Genomic DNA, 20,329 nt, shown 5'->3' on the forward strand with positions numbered 1-20,329 from the left:
GGGGAGCGTCCGGCCGGCGCCCGCGCCCGTCGCGCCCGGCGGGCCCGCCGCGAGCGCGCCGAGGCCTTCGGGGAGCCCGCGGAGTCGGCCGGGGGGACGGCAGCGGAGGCGGCGGGGGAGGACCGGCCTTGGCGCGGGCTCACGGACCTGCTGCGGGTCCCGGCCCCGCCCCGGACGAAGCGGGGCACCACGATCCTCGCCGGCGTCACGGTCGTCGCGCTGGCGCTCGCCGTCCTGGCCGGCGTGAGCTGGTGGAGCATGCAGCACACGCCCGCGGCGCAGAACACCGCGCTCGTGGACGTCGCGGCCACGACCCAGGTCAGCCAGCAGCTCGGGGACGCGGTGAGGACCGTCTACTCGTACGACTACACCCGGCTCGACCAGAACGAGGCCGCCGCCCGCGAGGTCATCACCCCGGAGTTCGGCCAGCAGTTCGACCAGCTCTTCGGCGAGGTCCGCAAGCTGGCCCCGGAGCAGCAGGCCGTGGTCACCGCGACGATCTCGCAGGCCGCCGTCGAGTCGATCACCGGCGACCGCGCCGTGCTCGTGGTCTTCCTCGACCAGCAGGCCACCCGCGCCGCGAGCGACCAGGCGGGCCAGCAGGTCGCCGCCGCGGGCCGGCTCACGGTGACCGGGCAGCTCGTCGACGGCACCTGGAAGATCGCGGACGTCGCCGTCGCGTAGCGGCGCATGTGCCCCGTCGCGTAGCGGCGCATCATCGCCGTCGCGTAGCGGCGCATGTGCCCCGTCGCGTAGCGGCGCATCGCCGCCGTCGCGTCAGGACGGGCACCCCGGCGGCGGGAGCGTCGCCGGGGTGCGTATGCTTGAGGTCGGTTCCACCGAAGACCGCAGGTCTGCCCACCGGCCCCGCCGGTGGACACGAAGGCCCCGCAGCCGCGGGCGTCCCGCGCAGGAGGACGAGGCAAGCAGCCCGGGTGCGCACGCGCGCCCGCACCTCACGCCCCGTGCCCTGCGCACGGGGCGTTCGTCGTCTCCTGGGTCTCGGGACGCGGTGGCATACCGACACCCCGAGAGGAGGCATCACATGGCACGACCCGACAAGGTCGAGGCGGTCGCAGAGATCGCCGACCGGTTCCGGGGCGCGTCCGCCTCGGTGGTCACGGAGTACAGCGGTCTCACCGTGGCTCAGCTGAGCCAGCTGCGCCGCGCCCTGGGCGAGAACGCCAGCTTCCGCGTCGCCAAGAACACCCTGGTGAAGCGGGCGGCTGCCGACGCCGGCGTCGACGGTCTGGACGAGCTCCTGGCCGGCCCGACGGCGATCGCGTTCGTCACCGGCGAGGCGGTCGACGCCGCCAAGGCGCTGAAGAACTTCGCCAAGGACAACAAGGGCCTGGTGATCAAGGGCGGCTACATGGACGGCCGCGCCCTGTCGGGCGCGGAGGTCGAGCGGCTGGCCGATCTCGAGTCCCGCGAGGTCCTGCTGGCCAAGCTGGCCGGCGCCATGAAGGGCAACCTGGCGAAGGCCGCGGGCCTGTTCAACGCCCCGGCGTCGCAGGTCGCGCGTCTGGCCCAGGCCCTGGCCGACAAGCGGGCCGCCGAGGGCGAGAGCGCCCCCACCGAGAGCTGATCCGGCTCCACCCCCAGTTACACCCCAGACACACGAGAAGGAGCCAGAGATGGCGAAGCTGTCCAGCGACGAGCTGCTCGACGCGTTCAAGGAGCTCACCCTCATCGAGCTCGCCGAGTTCGTGAAGAAGTTCGAGGAGACCTTCGAGGTCACCGCGGCCGCCCCGGTCGCCGTCGCCGCCGCGGGTGCGCCCGCCGCCGGTGGCGAGGCCGCCCCGGCCGAGGCCGAGAAGGACGAGTTCAACGTGGTCCTCGAGGCCGCCGGCGACAAGAAGATTCAGGTCATCAAGGTCGTCCGCGAGCTGGTCTCGGGCCTCGGCCTGAAGGAGGCCAAGGACCTCGTCGAGTCGGCCCCGAAGCCGATTCTCGAGGGTGTCGCCAAGGACGCGGCCGACGCCGCCAAGGCGAAGCTCGAGGAGGCCGGCGCGAAGGTCTCCCTGGCCTGACCAGGGAAGATCAGCGCCGCCTGATCCCCGCCGCGACGCCGCCCAGGGGCGGCACCGGCGGGTCCACGAACGGCACTTCCGCTCGCGCGGAAGTGCCGTTCGTGCGTTCTCAGGAGTTCTCGCGGTCCCGCAGCTCGCGGCGCAGGAGCTTGCCGCTGACCGTCTTCGGGATCTCGTCGAGGAACTCGACCTGCCGCGGGTACTTGTAGGCCGCCATCCGCTCCTTGGCGAAGGCGATCAGCTCCTCGGCGGTGACCTGCTTGCCCGCCCGGAGGCTGACGAAGGCCTTCACGGTCTCGCCGCGGTACTCGTCGGGCACCCCGACGACGGCCGCCTCGCGCACCGCCTCGTGCTCGTAGAGCACGTCCTCGACCTCGCGCGGCCACACCTTGTAGCCGCCCGCGTTGATCTGGTCCTTCTTGCGGTCGACGATGTAGAACCAGCCGCGGTCGTCCATGTAGCCGACGTCGCCGGTGTGCAGGGACCCGCCGGGCAGCGCCCGCTCCGTCTCCTCCGGCTTGTTCCAGTAGCCCTTCACGACCTGCGGGCCCGTGGTGACGATCTCGCCGACCTCGCCGGGCGGGAGGTCCTGCCCGTCCTCGCCGACGATCCGCACGACGGTGTCGTAGACCGGCACGCCCACCGACAGCGCCCCGGAGGCCTCGTCGACCGGCGCCTCGGCGTGCCTCGGGGTGCAGTGGCTGGGCGAGGTGGTCTCGGTGAGCCCGTAGATGTTGTGGATGTACTGGCCGAAGGCCTGCTGGAAGGCCTTCACCGTCGACGGCGGGATGGGCGCCCCGCCGGACCAGATCTTGGTGAGCGTGCGCAGCGCGTCCTGGTCGGCGTTGGGGGCGTTCATCAGCGCGATGAACACGGTGATCGAGCCGACCGTGAACGTGGGCCGCTCCTCGCGGATGATGTCGATCGCCGCCGAGGGCTCGAAGCGGTGGAACAGCACGAGCGGGGCCCCGAGCAGCATGGCGATCGTGACGTGCCCGATGAGCCCGGTGATGTGGAAGAGCGGCGCGATCCCGAGGACGACGTCGTCGGGGCCGAGCTCGCAGAAGCCGCGGTAGGTCTGCGAGTTGAACACCAGGTTGGCGTGGGTGTTCATGGCGCCCTTGGGCGGGCCCGTGGTGCCCGAGGTGTAGGTGAGCACCGCGGTGTCCTGCGGGTCGAAGGACACCGCCGGCGGCCGCTGCCCGCGGAACCGCTCGACGAGCTCGCGGAGGTCCACGGTGCCGTCGACCGCGCCGATGCGTTCGACGCCGCCGAGGATGCGCGCGTCGTCCCGCGTCTGGTGGTCGAGCTCGCTCGTGGTGAGCACGGTGCGGACGGCCGTGTCGCCGACCACCTTCGCCGCGACGTCCCGGTACAGGCTCTCGAGCGTGACCAGCACGCTCGCCCCGGAGTCGGTGAGCAGCAGGTGCAGCTCGCGCTCGCGGTTCATGGGGTTGACGTTGACGGCGATGCCGCCCGCCTTCCAGGTGCCGACCAGCGCGATCACGTACTGCGGGTCGTTCTGCAGGAACAGCGCGACGCGCTCGCCCGCGGAGAACCCGGAGTCGAGGAGGCCGGCGGCGACGGCGTCGGACAGCTCGTCGAGCTCGCGGTAGGTGATCCGGCCGTCGAAGTAGCGGATCGCGTCCCGGTCGCCGTGCTGCTCCACGGTGGCCCGGAAGAGCGCCAGCATGTCCGGGAACTCGGGGGTGATCGAGGTGGGCTGGCCCTCGTCGTAGCGGGCGAGCCAGGGCTTGTCGTCGTAGACGGACACCGGGTCTCCTAGCGGATGGCGATGGGGTTGACCGGCGCGCCCGTGCCGTGCACGACCTTCAGCGGGGCGGCCGCGTAGAGGAAGGACCAGCGGTTGTCGGCGGCGCAGGCGTCGGCCAGGTCGTCGAGCCAGGCGATCTCCGTGAGGGTCACGCCCAGGTTGCGCATGAGCGCACAGTGCAGGGGCAGCGCGACGCCGGAGTTCGGGTCGGCGGTCACCTCGTTGGCGATGGTGTCGGTGACGAGGTTGGGAATCTCGCGCTGCTGGAACCACTCGACGAGCTCGCGGGAGTAGGTCAGCCCGGGCTCCACGAAGCCGTCGTAGAACGTCTCGGGGTCGTTCAGCTCGTACCAGTACTTCATCCAGCCCGTGCGGATCAGCAGCACGTCCCGCGGCTCGATCTCCACACCCTGGTTCTCGGCCGCGGCCTCCAGGTCGGTGTGGTCGAACGTCTCGCCCTTGTCGAGCCACTGCTTGCCGCGGTGCCGGGCCATGTCGATGAGCACCCCGCGCCCGACGACGCCCTTCTCGGCGATGGGCAGCACCGAGGCCTTGTCCATGGCGTCGATGGTGGTGCGGGCGTCGTAGCCGTTCCAGAGCTGGCCGTCGTACCAGACGTGCCCGAGGGCGTCGTACTGCGTGGAGCCCTGCAGGAAGATGTGGGCGGTGTCGTCGGCGTAGTGCAGGCCGCCCGGGAAGGCCGGTGCGTCGGGGGAGTCCCAGGTGCCCTCGTCGAGCTCGTTCTTGCGCGACATCCCCCTGCGGCCCGGCCAGATCGGGTCGCCCGGGCTGTCGGTGCGGCCCATGTGGATCTGCAGGGTGAAGACCTCGCCGGACCTCACGTGCTGGATCCCGCGCAGGACCTGGCCGGCGTCGAGGTAGTTGAGACAGCCCACCTCGTCGTCCGGGCCCCACTTCCCCCAGTTCGTCGGGGCGTCCGCGCCCAGCAGCTCGCCCATCGTCGGCACGGTGTTCTCGGCCATTCGTCGACCCCTTCGTCAACGGGTGTGAGGCAGGTGCATGATCGCGCCCGATCCTTCTGTCGGCCGTCCGCGGGCGTCAAGGCCGGTGGGCGAGGCGGCCCGACCGGAGGATCGGGCCGGGGCGTAGGGTGGAGATCGAACCCAGGCCCCGCTGCTCCGGACGAGTGAATTCCGTGCGGCGCGACGGGCGGCAGGCCGGGCCCGCGGGCCGCCGACGGACGGTCCACCGGGGGACCGGGAGCCCTGAGCTGCCGGTCGTCCTCCGGGAGGGACCACTTACCGACGCGTACGGTCTTGACTCGGTGCGCCTGCCGGGTCACTCTTACGTCACGGTGCTTGGCTCCGGTGGTGAGCTGAGCGACGTGTCTCGACAGCGGCTGCCTTCGCGGCTAGACTGACTCTTTGCGCTGCCTCCGCCCAGGTTCGGCGTGCACGCTGTCGGAAGTCCGCCGGTCGGGAAGACCGGGTCCGGAAGGTCCGCCAGGGTGCTCGGCGGACCTGGTCGGAGCGTGGCGTTCTGACAACGAACGGCGAGTTCAGCTCCCCGGCCACACCCGACACGTCGCCAGATCGCCGGACCGGTACCGGTGCGGTGACGCCGAACGGTAGCGCCTCGGGGGCAGTGCCCGCCAGACGAGAGCGTAGTTCTCGGAAGGACGCATCTTGGCTGTCTCCCGCGCCACCGTGACCACTGCGAACCCGGGGAGCGTCGTCTCGGCGAACCCCAACTTCCCTGGCGCACCCACCCGAGTCTCGTTCGCGAAGATCGCCGAGCCGCTCGAGGTGCCGGACCTCCTCGACCTGCAGATCCAGTCCTTCCAGTGGCTGGTCGGCGACGAGGCGTGGTTCCAGCGCCGGATCGACGCGGGGGACGAGAACCCGGTCGGGGGTCTCGAGGAGATCCTCACGGAGATCTCTCCCATCGAGGACTTCTCGGGCTCCATGTCGCTGTCCTTCTCGGACCCGCGCTTCGACGAGGTCAAGGCCTCCGTCGAGGAGTGCCGGGACAAGGACATGACCTACGGCGCCCCGCTGTTCGTCACCGCGGAGTTCACCAACAACACCACCGGCGAGATCAAGAGCCAGACGGTGTTCATGGGCGACTTCCCGGTGATGACCGACAAGGGCACCTTCATCATCAACGGGACCGAGCGCGTCGTCGTGTCGCAGCTCGTCCGGTCCCCGGGCGTGTACTTCGACCACGCCATCGACAAGACGACCGAGAAGGACGTCTACTCGGTCAAGGTGATCCCCAGCCGCGGCGCCTGGCTGGAGTTCGACGTCGACAAGCGCGACACCGTCGGCGTCCGCATCGACCGCAAGCGCCGCCAGCCGGTCACCGTGCTGCTCAAGGCGCTGGGCTGGACCACCGAGCAGATCCAGGAGCGCTTCGGCTTCTCCGAGACGATCCTCGCCACCCTGGAGAAGGACCACACCGCCGGCCAGGACGAGGCGCTGCTCGACATCTACCGCAAGCTGCGCCCGGGCGAGCCGCCGACGCGCGAGAGCGCCCAGACGCTGCTCGAGAACCTGTTCTTCAAGGACAAGCGCTACGACCTCGCCAAGGTCGGCCGCTACAAGGTCAACAAGAAGCTGGGCCTGGCGGAGCCCACCGAGGTCGGCACGCTGACCGAGGAGGACATCGCCACCACCATCGAGTACCTCGTCCGCCTGCACGCCGGTGAGACCTCGATGAAGGCCAAGGACGGCGAGACCGAGATCCCGGTCGAGACGGACGACATCGACCACTTCGGCAACCGGCGCCTGCGCACGGTCGGCGAGCTCATCCAGAACCAGGTCCGCGTGGGCCTGTCCCGGATGGAGCGCGTCGTCCGCGAGCGCATGACCACGCAGGACGTCGAGGCCATCACGCCGCAGACCCTGATCAACATCCGGCCCGTCGTGGCCGCGATCAAGGAGTTCTTCGGCACCTCGCAGCTGTCCCAGTTCATGGACCAGCACAACCCGCTGGCCGGCCTGACCCACAAGCGGCGCCTGTCCGCGCTGGGCCCGGGCGGTCTGTCGCGCGAGCGCGCGGGCTTCGAGGTCCGGGACGTGCACCCGTCGCACTACGGCCGCATGTGCCCGATCGAGACCCCTGAGGGCCCGAACATCGGCCTGATCGGCTCGCTGTCCACGTTCGCGCAGGTCAACCCGTTCGGCTTCATCCAGACGCCGTACCGCAAGGTCGTCGACGGCGTCGTCACGGAGCAGATCGACTACCTGACCGCGGACGAGGAGGACCGCTTCGTCATCGCGCAGGCGAACGCGCCGCTGAACTCGGACGGCTCGTTCACCGAGGACCGCGTCCTGGTCCGCCGGAAGGGCGGCGAGGTCGACCTGATCCCGCCGACGGGCGTCGAGTACATCGACGTCTCGCCGCGGCAGATGGTGTCGGTCGCGACCGCGCTCATCCCATTCCTCGAGCACGACGACGCGAACCGCGCCCTGATGGGCGCGAACATGCAGCGCCAGTCCGTGCCGCTGCTCCGGTCCGAGGCGCCGCTGGTCGGCACCGGCATGGAGCTGCGCGCCGCGGTCGACGCCGGCGACGTCGTCGTCACCGAGAAGGCGGGTGTGGTCGAGGAGCTCTGCGCCGACTACATCACCGTCATGTCGGACGACGGCACCCGCCAGACGTACCGGCTGAACAAGTTCCGGCGCTCCAACCAGGGCACCTGCAACAACCAGAAGCCGATCGTCGACGAGGGCCAGCGGGTCGAGGTGGGCCAGGTGCTCGCCGACGGGCCGTGCACCGAGAACGGCGAGATGGCGCTGGGCAAGAACCTGCTCGTGGCGATCATGCCGTGGGAGGGCCACAACTACGAGGACGCGATCATCCTGTCGCAGCGCCTCGTGCAGGACGACGTGCTCACCTCGATCCACATCGAGGAGCACGAGATCGACGCCCGGGACACCAAGCTCGGCGCCGAGGAGATCACCCGGGACATCCCGAACGTCTCCGAGGAGGTCCTCGCGGACCTGGACGAGCGCGGCATCATCCGGATCGGCGCCGAGGTCCAGCCCGGCGACATCTTGGTCGGCAAGGTCACCCCGAAGGGCGAGACCGAGCTGACCCCGGAGGAGCGGCTGCTCCGCGCGATCTTCGGCGAGAAGGCGCGCGAGGTCCGCGACACCTCGCTGAAGGTGCCGCACGGCGAGAACGGCAAGGTCATCGGCATCCGGGTCTTCTCCCGGGACGACGACGACGAGCTGCCCCCCGGCGTCAACGAGCTGGTCCGCGTCTACGTGGCCCAGAAGCGCAAGATCTCGGACGGCGACAAGCTCGCCGGCCGGCACGGCAACAAGGGCGTCATCGGCAAGATCCTGCCGGCCGAGGACATGCCGTTCCTGCCGGACGGCACGCCGGTCGACATCATCCTGAACACGCACGGTGTGCCGCGACGCATGAACATCGGCCAGGTCCTGGAGACCCACCTCGGGTGGATCGCCAAGTCCGGCTGGGAGATCGACGGCAACCCGGACTGGGCGAAGATGATGCCCGAGGAGCTCTACTCCGTGCCGCCGAACACGAACACCGCGGTGCCGGTGTTCGACGGCGCCAAGGAGCACGAGATCACCGGGCTGCTCGGGTCCACGCGCCCGAACCGCGACGGCGACCGCATGGTCGGCCCGGACGGCAAGGCGCAGCTCTTCGACGGGCGCTCGGGCGAGCCGTACCCGTTCCCGGTGGCCGTCGGCTACATGTACATCCTGAAGCTGGCGCACCTGGTGGACGACAAGATCCACGCGCGGTCGACCGGCCCGTACTCGATGATCACCCAGCAGCCGCTCGGCGGTAAGGCCCAGTTCGGCGGCCAGCGCTTCGGCGAGATGGAGTGCTGGGCGATGCAGGCGTACGGCGCGGCCTACACGCTGCAGGAGCTGCTCACCATCAAGTCCGACGACGTGGTGGGCCGGGTCAAGGTCTACGAGGCCATCGTCAAGGGGGAGAACATCCCCGAGCCGGGCATCCCGGAGTCGTTCAAGGTGCTCCTCAAGGAGCTCCAGTCGCTGTGCCTGAACGTCGAGGTGCTCTCCAGCGACGGCGCGGCGATCGAGATGCGCGACACGGACGACGAGGACCTCGAGCGCGCGGCGGCGAACCTGGGCATCAACCTGTCCAGCCGTCCGGGCTCGGACTCGATGTCCGTCGACGACGTCGTGAACTGACCCAGCCCAGAGCCGAGACAACGAGAAGGACACATCTTGCTCGACGTCAACTTCTTCGACGAGCTGCGCATCGGCCTGGCCACCGCCGAGGACATCCGCCAGTGGTCGCACGGTGAGGTCAAGAAGCCGGAGACCATCAACTACCGCACCCTCAAGCCCGAGAAGGACGGCCTCTTCTGCGAGAAGATCTTCGGCCCGACCCGGGACTGGGAGTGCTACTGCGGCAAGTACAAGCGCGTCCGGTTCAAGGGCATCATCTGCGAGCGCTGCGGCGTGGAGGTCACCCGCGCCAAGGTGCGGCGTGAGCGCATGGGCCACATCGAGCTGGCCGCCCCGGTCACGCACATCTGGTACTTCAAGGGTGTGCCGAGCCGGCTGGGCTACCTGCTCGACCTGGCGCCGAAGGATCTCGAGAAGATCATCTACTTCGCCGCCTACGTGATCACGTCGGTCAACGGCGAGCTGCGCCACCAGGACCTGTCCACGCTCGAGAACGAGATGAGCGTGGAGCGCAAGCGGGTCGAGCAGCGCCGCGACGGCGACCTGGAGGCCCGGGCCCAGAAGCTCGAGGCCGACCTCGCCGAGCTCGAGGCCGAGGGCGCCAAGAGCGACGTCCGCCGGAAGGTCAAGGAGGGTGGCGAGCGCGAGATGCGCCAGCTCCGCGACCGCGCCCAGCGCGAGCTGGACCGGCTCGACGAGATCTGGACGACCTTCGCCAAGCTGGAGACCCAGCAGCTGATCCCGGACGAGGGGCTCTACCGCGAGCTCTACGACCGGTACGGCGACTACTTCACCGGCGCCATGGGTGCCGAGGCGATCCAGAAGCTGCTGGAGAACTTCGACATCGAGGCCGAGGCCGAGAAGCTGCGCGAGATCATCCGCAGCGGCAAGGGGCAGAAGAAGCTCCGCGCCCTCAAGCGCCTCAAGGTCGTCGCCGCCTTCCAGTCCACCGGCAACTCGCCGATGGGCATGGTGCTCGACTGCGTCCCGGTCATCCCGCCGGACCTGCGCCCGATGGTGCAGCTCGACGGTGGCCGCTTCGCCACGAGCGACCTGAACGACCTGTACCGCCGGGTCATCAACCGGAACAACCGCCTCAAGCGACTGATCGACCTCGGCGCGCCCGAGATCATCGTCAACAACGAGAAGCGGATGCTGCAGGAGGCCGTCGACGCGCTGTTCGACAACGGCCGCCGCGGCCGGCCGGTGACGGGCCCGGGCAACCGGCCGCTCAAGTCGCTGTCCGACCTGCTCAAGGGCAAGCAGGGCCGGTTCCGCCAGAACCTGCTCGGCAAGCGCGTCGACTACTCCGGCCGTTCGGTCATCGTCGTCGGCCCGCAGCTGAAGCTGCACCAGTGCGGCCTGCCCAAGCAGATGGCGCTGGAGCTGTTCAAGCCGTTCGTGATGAAGCGCCTGGTCGACCTGAACCACGCGCAGAACATCAAGTCCGCCAAGCGGATGGTCGAGCGCGGCCGCTCGCAGGTGTGGGACGTGCTCGAGGAGGTCATCTCCGAGCACCCCGTGCTGCTCAACCGCGCGCCGACGCTGCACCGCCTCGGCATCCAGGCCTTCGAGCCGCAGCTGGTGGAGGGCAAGGCCATCCAGCTGCACCCGCTGGTCTGCGAGGCGTTCAACGCGGACTTCGACGGTGACCAGATGGCGGTCCACCTGCCGCTGTCGGCCGAGGCCCAGGCCGAGGCCCGGGTGCTGATGCTCTCGAGCAACAACATCCTGTCGCCGGCGTCGGGCCGCCCGCTCGCCATGCCGCGTCTGGACATGGTCACGGGTCTGTTCCACCTGACCCGGGAGCGGCCGGACGCCGCGGGCGCCGGGCAGTCGTTCAGCTCCGAGGCCGAGGCCGTCATGGCCTACGACCGCAAGACGCTGCACCTGCAGGCCCCGATCAAGATCCGGCTCCCCGGCGTCGCGCCGACCCCGGGCACCGTGCTCGAGGAGGGGGACGTCTGGCGCGCCGAGACCACCCTCGGCCGGGTCATGTTCAACGAGCTGCTCCCGGCGGACTACCCGTTCGTCAACGAGCCGCTGCCGAAGAAGCGCCAGGCCGCGATCATCAACGACCTGGCCGAGCGCTACTCGATGACCGAGGTCGCGCAGGTGCTCGACCGCCTCAAGGACGCCGGCTTCTACTGGGCCACCCGGTCCGGTGTCACGCTGGCGATCGACGACGTCGTGGTCCCGCCGAACAAGCAGGAGATCCTCGACGGCTACGAGGCCAAGGCCGACCAGGTCAACAAGCGGTACCAGCGCGGTGCGCTCTCCCACCAGGAGCGCAACGACGAGATGGTCAAGATCTGGACCCAGGCGTCCGAAGAGGTCGCCAAGGCCATGGAGGACAACTTCCCCGAGGACAACCCGATCCCCACGATCGTGAAGTCCGGGGCGGCGGGCAACATGACGCAGGTCCGGCAGCTGGCCGGTATGCGTGGTCTGGTCGCCAACCCCAAGGGTGAGTACATCCCCCGCCCGATCAAGGCGAACTTCCGCGAGGGCCTGTCCGTGCTGGAGTACTTCATCTCCACGCACGGCACCCGGAAGGGTCTGGCGGACACCGCGCTGCGGACCGCCGACTCGGGTTACCTGACCCGTCGTCTGGTCGATGTCTCGCAGGACGTCATCGTCCGCGAGGTCGACTGCGGCACCTCCCGCGCGGTCACCATGCCGGTCACGGAGGAGACGGCCGACGGCCGCCTCATCCCGCACCGCTACATCCGCACGTCGGTGTACGCGCGGAGCTCGGCGGAGGAGGTCACGGACGCCGACGGCAACGTGATCGTGGCCAAGGGCGGCGACCTGGGCGACCCGGCGCTCGACGCGCTGGTCGCGGCGGGCGTCCGGCAGATCCGCGTGCGCAGCGCGCTGACCTGCGAGTCGGCCACCGGCATCTGCGCGACCTGCTACGGCCGCTCCATGGCGACCGGCAAGCTGGTCGACGTCGGCGAGGCGGTCGGCATCGTCGCGGCCCAGTCCATCGGTGAGCCGGGTACGCAGCTGACGATGCGTACCTTCCACCAGGGCGGTGTCGCGGGCGACGACATCACGACCGGTCTGCCGCGTGTCACGGAGCTCTTCGAGGCCCGTGTCCCGCGCGGCAAGGCGCCGATCGCGGACGTCGACGGCCGCATCCGCATCGAGGACGGCGACCGCTTCTGGAAGATCACCCTCATCCCGGACGACGGGGGCGAGGAGATCGTCTACGAGAAGCTGTCGAAGCGGCAGTGGCTCGCCATGACGGTGGTCGACGGCGAGGAGCGCCCGCTCCGCGACGGCGACCACGTCGAGGTCGGCCAGCTGCTCCTCGAGGGCACGGCGGACCCGCACGAGGTGCTGCGCGTCATGGGCCCGCGCGAGGTGCAGCTGCACCTGGTGCGTGAGGTGCAGAAGGTGTACCGCACGCAGAGCGTGGACATCCACGACAAGCACATCGAGGTGATCGTCCGGCAGATGCTCCGCCGGGTCACGATCATCGACTCGGGTGCCACCGAGTTCCTGCCCGGCGCGCTCGCCGAGCGGGGCGAGTTCGAGTCGGAGAACCGGCGCGTGGTCGCCGAGGGCAACGAGCCGGCCTCCGGCCGCCCGGTGCTCATGGGGATCACCAAGGCCTCGCTGGCGACGGAGTCGTGGCTGTCCGCGGCCTCGTTCCAGGAGACCACCCGGATCCTCACCGACGCCGCGATCAACGGGAAGCGCGACAAGCTCGTCGGGCTGAAGGAGAACGTGATCATCGGCAAGCTGATCCCCGCGGGTACGGGGATCAGCCGGTACCGCAACATCCAGGTGCAGCCCACGGAGGAGGCCCGCGCGGCCGCCTACGCGCTGCCGAGCTACGACGACGGCTACTACAGCCCCGACGTGTTCGGCACGGGCACCGGTGCCGCGGTGCCGCTGGACGACTACGACTTCGGCCGCGACTACCGCTAGTCGCCACCGCGGTCGGTGACGGGGCCGGCGCCTTCGGGCGCCGGCCCCGTCGCCGTTCTCGGGCCCCGACGGACGTACCGGTGGGCCCGAGGGGCGTGCACCCCACCGGCGAGCACGTGCCGGAGGGGTGCGTGCCGGGGAGCGGCGGGTCAGGACGTGAGGTACTCGCCCTCGTCGAGAGTGGAGGTGCGGCGGCGGTACTCCAGCATCGTGCCGGGCCAGTTGTTGGTGATCCGGCCCGAGTCGGTGCGGTACCAGCTGACGCACTCCGTCCACACGCTGTCCGTGAGCCGCGTCTGCATCTCGGTGTCGTAGGCGGTGGCGGCGTCGGGCCGCACCTCCAGCGAGCGCGTGCCGGTCGCGAGGCGCCGGATGCCCTCGCGGGCGTAGCGGATCTGGCACTCGAGCATGTGCACGATCGAGCCCGAGCCGACGTTGGTGTTGGGGCCGTAGAGCAGGAACAGGTTGGGAAAGCCGGGCACGGTGATGCCCAGGTGCGCCCGCGCGCCCTCGCGCCACTCCTCGGAGAGCTCGCGGCCCTCCCGGCCCACCACCCGCATCGGCGCCAGGAAGTCCTGGGTGCGGAAGCCGGTCCCGAAGATGACGACGTCGGCCGGGTACAGCGTGCCGTCGGCGGCGACCACGCCCTCCTCGGTCACCTCGGAGATCTTCTCGGTGACGACGTCGACGTTCGGCCGGGCGAGCGCGCGGAACCAGTCGGAGGAGATCAGCACCCGCTTGCAGCCGACGGGGTAGTCGGGCGCGATGCGGTCGCGCAGCCCCGCGTCGCGGACCTGCAGCCGCAGCTGCGCGTGGTGCAGCAGGCCGAAGGTCGCAGCGAAGGGCCGGATCGCGGTGAAGCCGAGGGCGCCGAACTCGAAGAACCCGGTCCAGAAGGCCCGGGCGGCCCGGCTCCAGCCGCGGAACCGCAGGGAGAAGGCTCGCGGGCCGTACGGGCGGTCCAGCTTGGGGATGACGTACGGCGCCGAGCGCTGGAACACGGTGACCTGCGCGGCGTTGGGCGCGATCGCCGGCACGAACTGGATGGCGCTGGCCCCGGTCCCGACGACCGCGACCCGCTTGCCGCGGAGGTCGACCGAGTCGTCCCAGCGTGCGGAGTGGAACACCGGCCCGGGGAAGCGCTCGATCCCGGGCAGGTCGGGCGTCGCGGGCTGCGAGAGCTGCCCGCACGCCGCCACCAGGGCCTCGGCCTCCAGGTCCCCGCCGCTGGTCCGGATCCGCCACACGGCGGCGTCGTCGTCCCACGTGGCGTCCGTGACCTCGGTGCCGAGCTCGATGTCCCGCTCCAGGTCGTGGTCGGCGGCGACGCCGTGCAGGTAGCGCAGGATGTCCGGCTGCGGGGCGAAGCGGCGGCTCCAGTCCCCGGGGGCGAACGAGTACGAGTACAGGTTCGACGGGACGTCACAGGCCGCACCCGGATACGTGTTGTCCCGCCAGACCCCGCCGACCTGCGGCGCCTTCTCCAGGACGGTGACGTCGGCGAGGTCGTCCTCGCGCAGGGCGACGCCCATGCCGATCCCGCCGAAGCCGGCGCCGACGACCGCGACCCGCACCCGCCGGTCCGCCACGTCGCGCCGCAGCGCCGCCCCGAGCTCCCGCAGGTCCGCGTGGGCCCGCCCGAGCAGCCCGGCCTCCAGGACGTGGTCGTGCCACATGCCTTCGGCGCGGGTGTAGGTCACCCGCCCGGCGGCCGCGCGGACCCGCTCGACCCACCGGTCCGCGTCGCCCACGAGGACCTCGTCCGCCCCGGCGACGACGTGCAGCGGCGGCAGCCCGGAGAGGTCGGCCTCGAGCGGCCGCAGCTCCGGGTCGAGCGCCTCACCACCGCGCAGGTAGGACCGCTTCCCCTCGCGCAGCAGGCCGGGCCCGAGCATGGCGTCGCGTCCGGTGTTGCGGGCGATGGCCGGGTCGGTGAGGTCGAGGTCGAGCCAGGGGGAGATCAGCCCGACGCTCCCGGGCAGCGGCAGGCCCGTCGCGCGCAGCCGCAGGAGCAGCGCCACGGCCAGTCCGCCGCCCGCGGAATCTCCGGCGAGGGCGATGCGTTGTGAAGAGTGTCCAGCGTCGAGGAGCGCCCGGTAGGCGCGCTCGGCGTCGTCGAGCGCGGCGGGGTACGGGTGTTCGGGCGCCAGCCGGTAGTCGAGCAGGTGCACGGTCCCGCCGGTCGCCTCGGCCAGCCACGCCCCGAGCGATCGGTGCGAGGCGGGGGATCCGACCACGTAGCCGCCGCCGTGCAGGAAGAGCACGGGGCGGTCGTCACGGCTGCCGGGGACCGACACGCGGACCGACGGCCGGCCGCCGAGCGACGAGGGGGTGGAGCGGGTGCCACGGGGCACGGGGAGCAGTCGGCCCTGGAGGTCGACGAGCGCCCGCGAGACCGGGATCGGCAGCCGGGGCGAGAGTGCGGGAGCCACGAGCAACCGGGTGGCGGCCCGGACGGCGGCGCACGGCAGTGTGAGGCGCATGATCGAACCGTAGGGTCGTGACGCGGGCCCGCGGACCGGGGCGACCGGGGCAACGGCGGCCCGCGCGGGCCAGGCCGGTGACCGGGCGTCCGCAGGTCGTCGACGTGCGACGAGCGCGAGTCGATCTGCGACGAGCGGGTGAGCCTGCTTGCGTCGGCGGTCGGGCTGCGGCAGCCTCCCAGGCGACGCGCGAGTGGCCCGGAGAAGGCCGGCGGAAGGCCCGCAGGCCCCGCCGCGGCCCCTGGGCGGACCCGTTTTGACCCTCGTCAGACGGGCCGCGTACCCTTGGTACTTGCGCGCGATCACGCGTGCCCTCGTCCGTCCTGGACGCCTCCGTGGAGTTCCCCGACTCCGGGGCCGGCGCGCAGGGCGCGACACGCCCGACCTCGCGGTCCGGCGGGCCGGGGTGGAAGCGGCCCGTGACCACGATCGGGCGGCGCACGACCGCCCGCCCGGGCAGCCGCACGGGCGAGACACCTGAGCATCACGAGTAGGGAAGAAGCAGAGGGTTCATGCCCACGATCCAGCAGTTGGTCCGCAAGGGCCGCGAGGACAAGGTCGCGAAGACCAAGACCGCCGCGCTCAAGGGCTCGCCCCAGCGCCGCGGGGTCTGCACGCGCGTCTACACCACGACCCCGAAGAAGCCGAACTCCGCACTGCGGAAGGTCGCTCGCGTCAAGCTGAGCAGCGGCATCGAGGTCACCGCGTACATCCCCGGCGAGGGTCACAACCTGCAGGAGCACAGCATCGTGCTCGTCCGCGGCGGCCGCGTGAAGGACCTGCCGGGCGTCCGGTACAAGGTCATCCGCGGGTCGCTCGACACCCAGGGTGTGAAGAACCGGAAGCAGTCCCGTAGCCGCTACGGCGCCAAGAAGGAGAAGAGCTGATGCCTCGCAAGGGCCCCGCTCCGAAGCGGCCGCTGGTCTCCGACCCGGTCTACAGCTCGCCCCTCGTGACGCAGCTGATCAACAAGGTGCTGAAGGACGGCAAGCGTTCGCTCGCCGAGCGGATCGTGTACGCCGCGCTCGAGGGCACCCGCGAGAAGACCGGCACCGACCCGGTCGTCACGCTCAAGCGCGCGCTGGACAACGTCAAGCCGGCCCTCGAGGTCCGCAGCCGCCGTGTCGGTGGCGCGACCTACCAGGTCCCGGTCGAGGTCCGCACCACCCGGCAGACCACCCTCGGTCTCCGGTGGCTGGTGAGCTACGCCGGTCAGCGCCGCGAGAAGACCATGGTCGAGCGCCTCATGAACGAGCTGCTCGACGCGAGCAACGGCCTCGGCGCCAGCGTGAAGCGGCGCGAGGACATGCACAAGATGGCGGAGTCCAACAAGGCCTTCGCCCACTACCGCTGGTGACGGGCCGACCGTCCGCGCCAACCTTTTCCCAGGGGAAGTGAGCTGAACGTGGCACGGGACGTGCTGACGGACCTGACGAAGGTCCGCAACATCGGCATCATGGCGCACATCGACGCCGGCAAGACCACCACCACCGAGCGGATCCTGTACTACACCGGGATCAACTACAAGATCGGTGAGGTCCACGACGGCGCCGCCACGATGGACTGGATGGAGGAGGAGCAGAAGCGCGGCATCACGATCACGTCCGCCGCGACGACCTGCTTCTGGAAAGACCACCAGATCAACATCATCGACACGCCCGGCCACGTCGACTTCACCGTCGAGGTGGAGCGCTCGCTGCGCGTGCTCGACGGCGCGGTCGCGGTCTTCGACGGCAAGGAGGGGGTCGAGCCGCAGTCCGAGCAGGTCTGGCGGCAGGCCACCAAGTACGACGTCCCCCGCATCTGCTTCGTGAACAAGATGGACAAGCTGGGCGCGGACTTCTACTTCACCGTCGGCACGATCCAGGACCGGCTCGCGGCCAAGCCGCTGCCGCTCCAGCTGCCGATCGGCTCGGAGAGCGAGTTCGTCGGCGTCGTCGACCTGGTCGAGATGCGCGCGCTGACCTGGCGTGGTGACGTCCAGAAGGGCGAGGACTACACCGTCGAGGAGATCCCGGCCGATCTGGCCGAGAAGGCGGAGGAGTACCGCACCGCCCTCCTCGAGGCCGTCGCCGAGACCGACGACGAGCTCATGGAGCTCTACCTCGGCGGCGAGGAGCTCACGGTCGAGCAGATCAAGGCCGGCGTCCGGCAGATCGTGAAGGACCGTTCGGCGTACCCGGTGCTGTGCGGCTCCGCGTTCAAGAACAAGGGCGTCCAGCCCATGCTCGACGCGGTGATCGACTACCTGCCGTCGCCGTACGACGTGCCGCCGGTCGAGGGCACGCTGACGGACGGGGAGACCCCCGCCAGCCGCAAGCCCTCGAAGGAGGAGCCCTTCTCGGCGCTCGCCTTCAAGATCGCCGCGCACCCGTTCTTCGGCAAGCTGACCTACGTCCGGGTGTACTCGGGCCGGGTCGCCGCGGGCTCCCAGGTCATCAACTCGACCAAGGACCGCAAGGAGCGCATCGGGAAGCTCTTCCAGATGCACGCCAACAAGGAGAACCCGGTCGACGAGGCCCTGGCCGGCCACATCTACGCGGTCATCGGCCTCAAGGACACGACCACCGGCGACACGCTCAGCGACCCGCAGGCACCGATCGTGCTCGAGTCGATGACGTTCCCGGACCCGGTCATCCAGGTCGCGGTCGAGCCCAAGACCAAGGCGGACCAGGAGAAGCTCTCCACGGCGATCCAGAAGCTCGCCGAGGAGGACCCGACCTTCCAGGTCTCGCTGGACGACGAGACCGGGCAGACGATCATCGCCGGCATGGGCGAGCTCCACCTCGAGGTGCTCGTCAACCGGATGAAGAGCGACTTCAAGGTCGAGGCCAACATCGGTAAGCCCCAGGTGGCCTACCGGGAGACGATCCGCAAGACCGTCGAGAAGTACGAGTACACGCACAAGAAGCAGACCGGTGGGTCGGGGCAGTTCGCCCGGGTCATCATCAAGCTCGAGCCGCTGGACACGGCGGACGGTGCGCTGTACGAGTTCGAGAACAAGGTCACCGGTGGTCGCGTGCCGCGGGAGTACATCCCGTCCGTCGACGCCGGCGCGCAGGACGCCATGCAGTACGGCGTGCTCGCGGGCTACCCCCTCACGGGGATCAAGCTGACCCTGCTCGACGGTCAGTACCACGAGGTCGACTCGTCCGAGATGGCGTTCAAGGTCGCCGGCTCGATGGCCCTCAAGGAGGCCGCGCGCCAGGCGTCCCCCGCCATCCTCGAGCCGATGATGGCGGTCGAGGTCACCACGCCCGAGGACTACATGGGCGACGTGATCGGCGACCTCAACTCCCGCCGCGGCCAGATCCAGGCCATGGAGGAGCGGGCGGGTGCTCGCGTCGTCAAGGCGCTGGTCCCGCTCTCGGAGATGTTCGGCTACGTCGGCGACCTCCGGTCGCGGACCCAGGGCCGGGCGAACTACACGATGGTGTTCGACAGCTACGCCGAGGTTCCCTCGAACGTCGCCAAGGAGATCATCGCGAAGGCGACCGGCGAGTAAGTCCGGACCGCTCGCGAGGCGCGGTCCGCGGACGGGTAGGGTCACCCGCCTGTTCGCGGCCCGCACCTCGAAACCCCCAGACCTGCCGTCAGCACGGCGGAGAAGAAGATCAAGTCCAGGAGGACACTGCAGTGGCGAAGGCGAAGTTCGAGCGGACCAAGCCGCACGTCAACATCGGCACCATCGGTCACATCGACCACGGCAAGACCACGCTGACGGCGGCCATCACCAAGGTTCTGCACGACAAGTACCCGGACCTCAACGAGGCCTCGGCGTTCGAGAACATCGACAAGGCGCCCGAGGAGCGCCAGCGCGGTATCACGATCTCCATCGCGCACGTCGAGTACCAGACCGAGAAGCGGCACTACGCGCACGTGGACTGCCCCGGTCACGCCGACTACATCAAGAACATGATCACCGGTGCGGCGCAGATGGACGGCGCCATCCTGGTGGTCGCGGCGACCGACGGCCCGATGCCGCAGACGCGTGAGCACGTGCTGCTCGCCCGTCAGGTCGGCGTGCCCTACATCGTGGTCGCGCTGAACAAGGCCGACATGGTCGACGACGAGGAGATCCTCGAGCTCGTCGAGCTCGAGGTCCGTGAGCTCCTGTCCTCGCAGGAGTACCCGGGCGACGACCTCCCGATCGTCCGCGTCTCGGCGCTCAAGGCCCTCGAGGGCGACGCCGAGTGGGGCGCCAAGCTCCTCGAGCTGATGGACGCCGTCGACGAGGCGATCCCGGAGCCGGAGCGCGACACCGACAAGCCGTTCCTCATGCCGGTCGAGGACGTCTTCACGATCACCGGTCGCGGCACGGTCGTCACCGGCCGTATCGAGCGCGGCATCGTGAAGGTCAACGAGACCGTCGAGATCGTCGGCATCCGCGAGAAGTCGACCTCGACCACCGTCACCGGTGTCGAGATGTTCCGCAAGATCCTCGACGAGGGTCGCGCGGGCGAGAACGTCGGCCTGCTGCTCCGCGGCATCAAGCGCGAGGACGTCGAGCGCGGCCAGGTCGTCGTGAAGCCGGGCTCCATCACCCCGCACACCGAGTTCGAGGGCCAGGTCTACATCCTGGGCAAGGACGAGGGTGGCCGGCACACGCCGTTCTTCAACAACTACCGTCCGCAGTTCTACTTCCGGACGACGGACGTGACCGGCGTGGTGACCCTCCCGCAGGGCACCGAGATGGTCATGCCGGGTGACAACACCACCATGAGCGTTCAGCTGATCCAGCCGATCGCCATGGAGGAGGGCCTGCAGTTCGCCATCCGCGAGGGTGGTCGGACCGTCGGCGCCGGCCAGGTCACCAAGATCAACAAGTAAGACCCTTCCGCGGGCCCGGGGCCCCCGTTGTGCCCGGGGCCCCCCCCCCGCGAGGGGCCCCCCAACCCCGGTGGCAACCATGACCGGTTGGGCGCGGACGGCGGGCCCACCGAA

At 70.2% G+C, this 20,329-nt stretch carries 12 protein-coding genes; 9 read left to right on the forward strand and 3 right to left on the reverse strand.

Going from position 1 to position 20,329, the window contains the following annotated elements; all coding sequences use genetic code 11:
* The 3 genes from AB0B41_RS16115 to rplL all read left to right on the forward strand — a co-directional run.
* Positions 1–684 (forward strand): hypothetical protein (locus AB0B41_RS16115; RefSeq protein WP_358203612.1); only part of this gene is annotated, 684 nt, incomplete at its 5' end.
* A 361-nt stretch (positions 685–1,045) separates the two neighbouring features.
* Positions 1,046–1,588 carry a 50S ribosomal protein L10 gene (gene rplJ, locus AB0B41_RS16120; RefSeq protein ID WP_358203614.1) on the forward strand — a complete coding sequence of 181 codons (543 nt, stop codon included), beginning with the start codon at positions 1,046–1,048 and terminating at the stop codon, positions 1,586–1,588.
* 49 nt (positions 1,589–1,637) lie between these two features.
* Positions 1,638–2,033 carry a 50S ribosomal protein L7/L12 gene (gene rplL, locus AB0B41_RS16125; RefSeq protein WP_358203617.1) on the forward strand — a complete coding sequence of 132 codons (396 nt, stop codon included), beginning with the start codon at positions 1,638–1,640 and terminating at the stop codon, positions 2,031–2,033.
* Positions 2,034–2,142: 109 nt separating this feature from the next.
* Here rplL and AB0B41_RS16130 read toward each other — a convergent pair whose 3' ends face one another.
* Both AB0B41_RS16130 and AB0B41_RS16135 read right to left on the reverse strand, forming a co-directional pair.
* Positions 2,143–3,807, reverse strand: coding sequence for a long-chain fatty acid--CoA ligase (locus AB0B41_RS16130; protein ID WP_358203619.1), 1,665 nt, complete (start codon positions 3,805–3,807; stop codon positions 2,143–2,145).
* Positions 3,808–3,815: 8 nt separating this feature from the next.
* Positions 3,816–4,790 carry a cyclase family protein gene (locus tag AB0B41_RS16135; RefSeq protein WP_358203622.1) on the reverse strand — a complete coding sequence of 325 codons (975 nt, stop codon included), beginning with the start codon at positions 4,788–4,790 and terminating at the stop codon, positions 3,816–3,818.
* Between the two features lie 663 nt (positions 4,791–5,453).
* Here AB0B41_RS16135 and rpoB point away from each other — a divergent pair.
* On the forward strand, positions 5,454–8,963 hold the full coding sequence (gene rpoB / locus AB0B41_RS16140) for a DNA-directed RNA polymerase subunit beta (protein ID WP_358203624.1): 3,510 nt from the start codon (positions 5,454–5,456) through the stop codon (positions 8,961–8,963).
* A 36-nt stretch (positions 8,964–8,999) separates the two neighbouring features.
* Positions 9,000–12,902, forward strand: a complete 3,903-nt coding sequence (locus AB0B41_RS16145; RefSeq protein WP_358203627.1) for a DNA-directed RNA polymerase subunit beta' — start codon at positions 9,000–9,002, stop codon at positions 12,900–12,902.
* Positions 12,903–13,051: 149 nt separating this feature from the next.
* Here AB0B41_RS16145 and AB0B41_RS16150 read toward each other — a convergent pair whose 3' ends face one another.
* Entirely contained in the window at positions 13,052–15,385 is a 2,334-nt protein-coding gene (locus tag AB0B41_RS16150; RefSeq protein ID WP_358203629.1) for an alpha/beta hydrolase fold domain-containing protein, read from the reverse strand.
* Between the two features lie 512 nt (positions 15,386–15,897).
* On the opposite strand from AB0B41_RS16150, the gene rpsL reads away from it, so the two are divergent.
* The 4 genes from rpsL (at position 15,898) to tuf (ending at position 20,215) form a co-directional block, all read left to right on the forward strand.
* Positions 15,898–16,272 carry a 30S ribosomal protein S12 gene (gene rpsL / locus AB0B41_RS16155; protein WP_037046087.1) on the forward strand — a complete coding sequence of 125 codons (375 nt, stop codon included), beginning with the start codon at positions 15,898–15,900 and terminating at the stop codon, positions 16,270–16,272.
* Positions 16,272–16,742 (forward strand): 30S ribosomal protein S7, encoded by a 471-nt coding sequence (gene rpsG / locus AB0B41_RS16160; RefSeq protein WP_358203632.1) that lies wholly within the window; start codon positions 16,272–16,274, stop codon positions 16,740–16,742. The genes rpsL and rpsG overlap by 1 nt, the downstream gene beginning before the upstream one ends.
* 48 nt (positions 16,743–16,790) lie before the next feature.
* On the forward strand, positions 16,791–18,890 hold the full coding sequence (gene fusA, locus AB0B41_RS16165; protein ID WP_358203634.1) for an elongation factor G: 2,100 nt from the start codon (positions 16,791–16,793) through the stop codon (positions 18,888–18,890).
* Positions 18,891–19,021: 131 nt separating this feature from the next.
* On the forward strand, positions 19,022–20,215 hold the full coding sequence (tuf, locus tag AB0B41_RS16170) for an elongation factor Tu (protein WP_232868968.1): 1,194 nt from the start codon (positions 19,022–19,024) through the stop codon (positions 20,213–20,215).
* The last annotated feature ends 114 nt before the right edge of the window (positions 20,216–20,329 follow it).

The sequence above is a fragment of the Pseudonocardia sp. NPDC049154 genome, from assembly GCF_040648315.1.
Taxonomy (GTDB): Bacteria; Actinomycetota; Actinomycetes; order Mycobacteriales; family Pseudonocardiaceae; genus Pseudonocardia.

Coding starts and splice junctions, on each gene's coding strand:
- rplJ (WP_358203614.1), top strand. CDS start 1,046: ATGGCACGACCCGACAAGGTCGAGGCGGTCGCAGAGATCGCCGACCGG.
- rplL (WP_358203617.1), top strand. CDS start 1,638: ATGGCGAAGCTGTCCAGCGACGAGCTGCTCGACGCGTTCAAGGAGCTC.
- AB0B41_RS16135 (WP_358203622.1), bottom strand. CDS start 4,790: ATGGCCGAGAACACCGTGCCGACGATGGGCGAGCTGCTGGGCGCGGAC.
- AB0B41_RS16150 (WP_358203629.1), bottom strand. CDS start 15,385: ATGCGCCTCACACTGCCGTGCGCCGCCGTCCGGGCCGCCACCCGGTTG.
- rpsL (WP_037046087.1), top strand. CDS start 15,898: ATGCCCACGATCCAGCAGTTGGTCCGCAAGGGCCGCGAGGACAAGGTC.
- rpsG (WP_358203632.1), top strand. CDS start 16,272: ATGCCTCGCAAGGGCCCCGCTCCGAAGCGGCCGCTGGTCTCCGACCCG.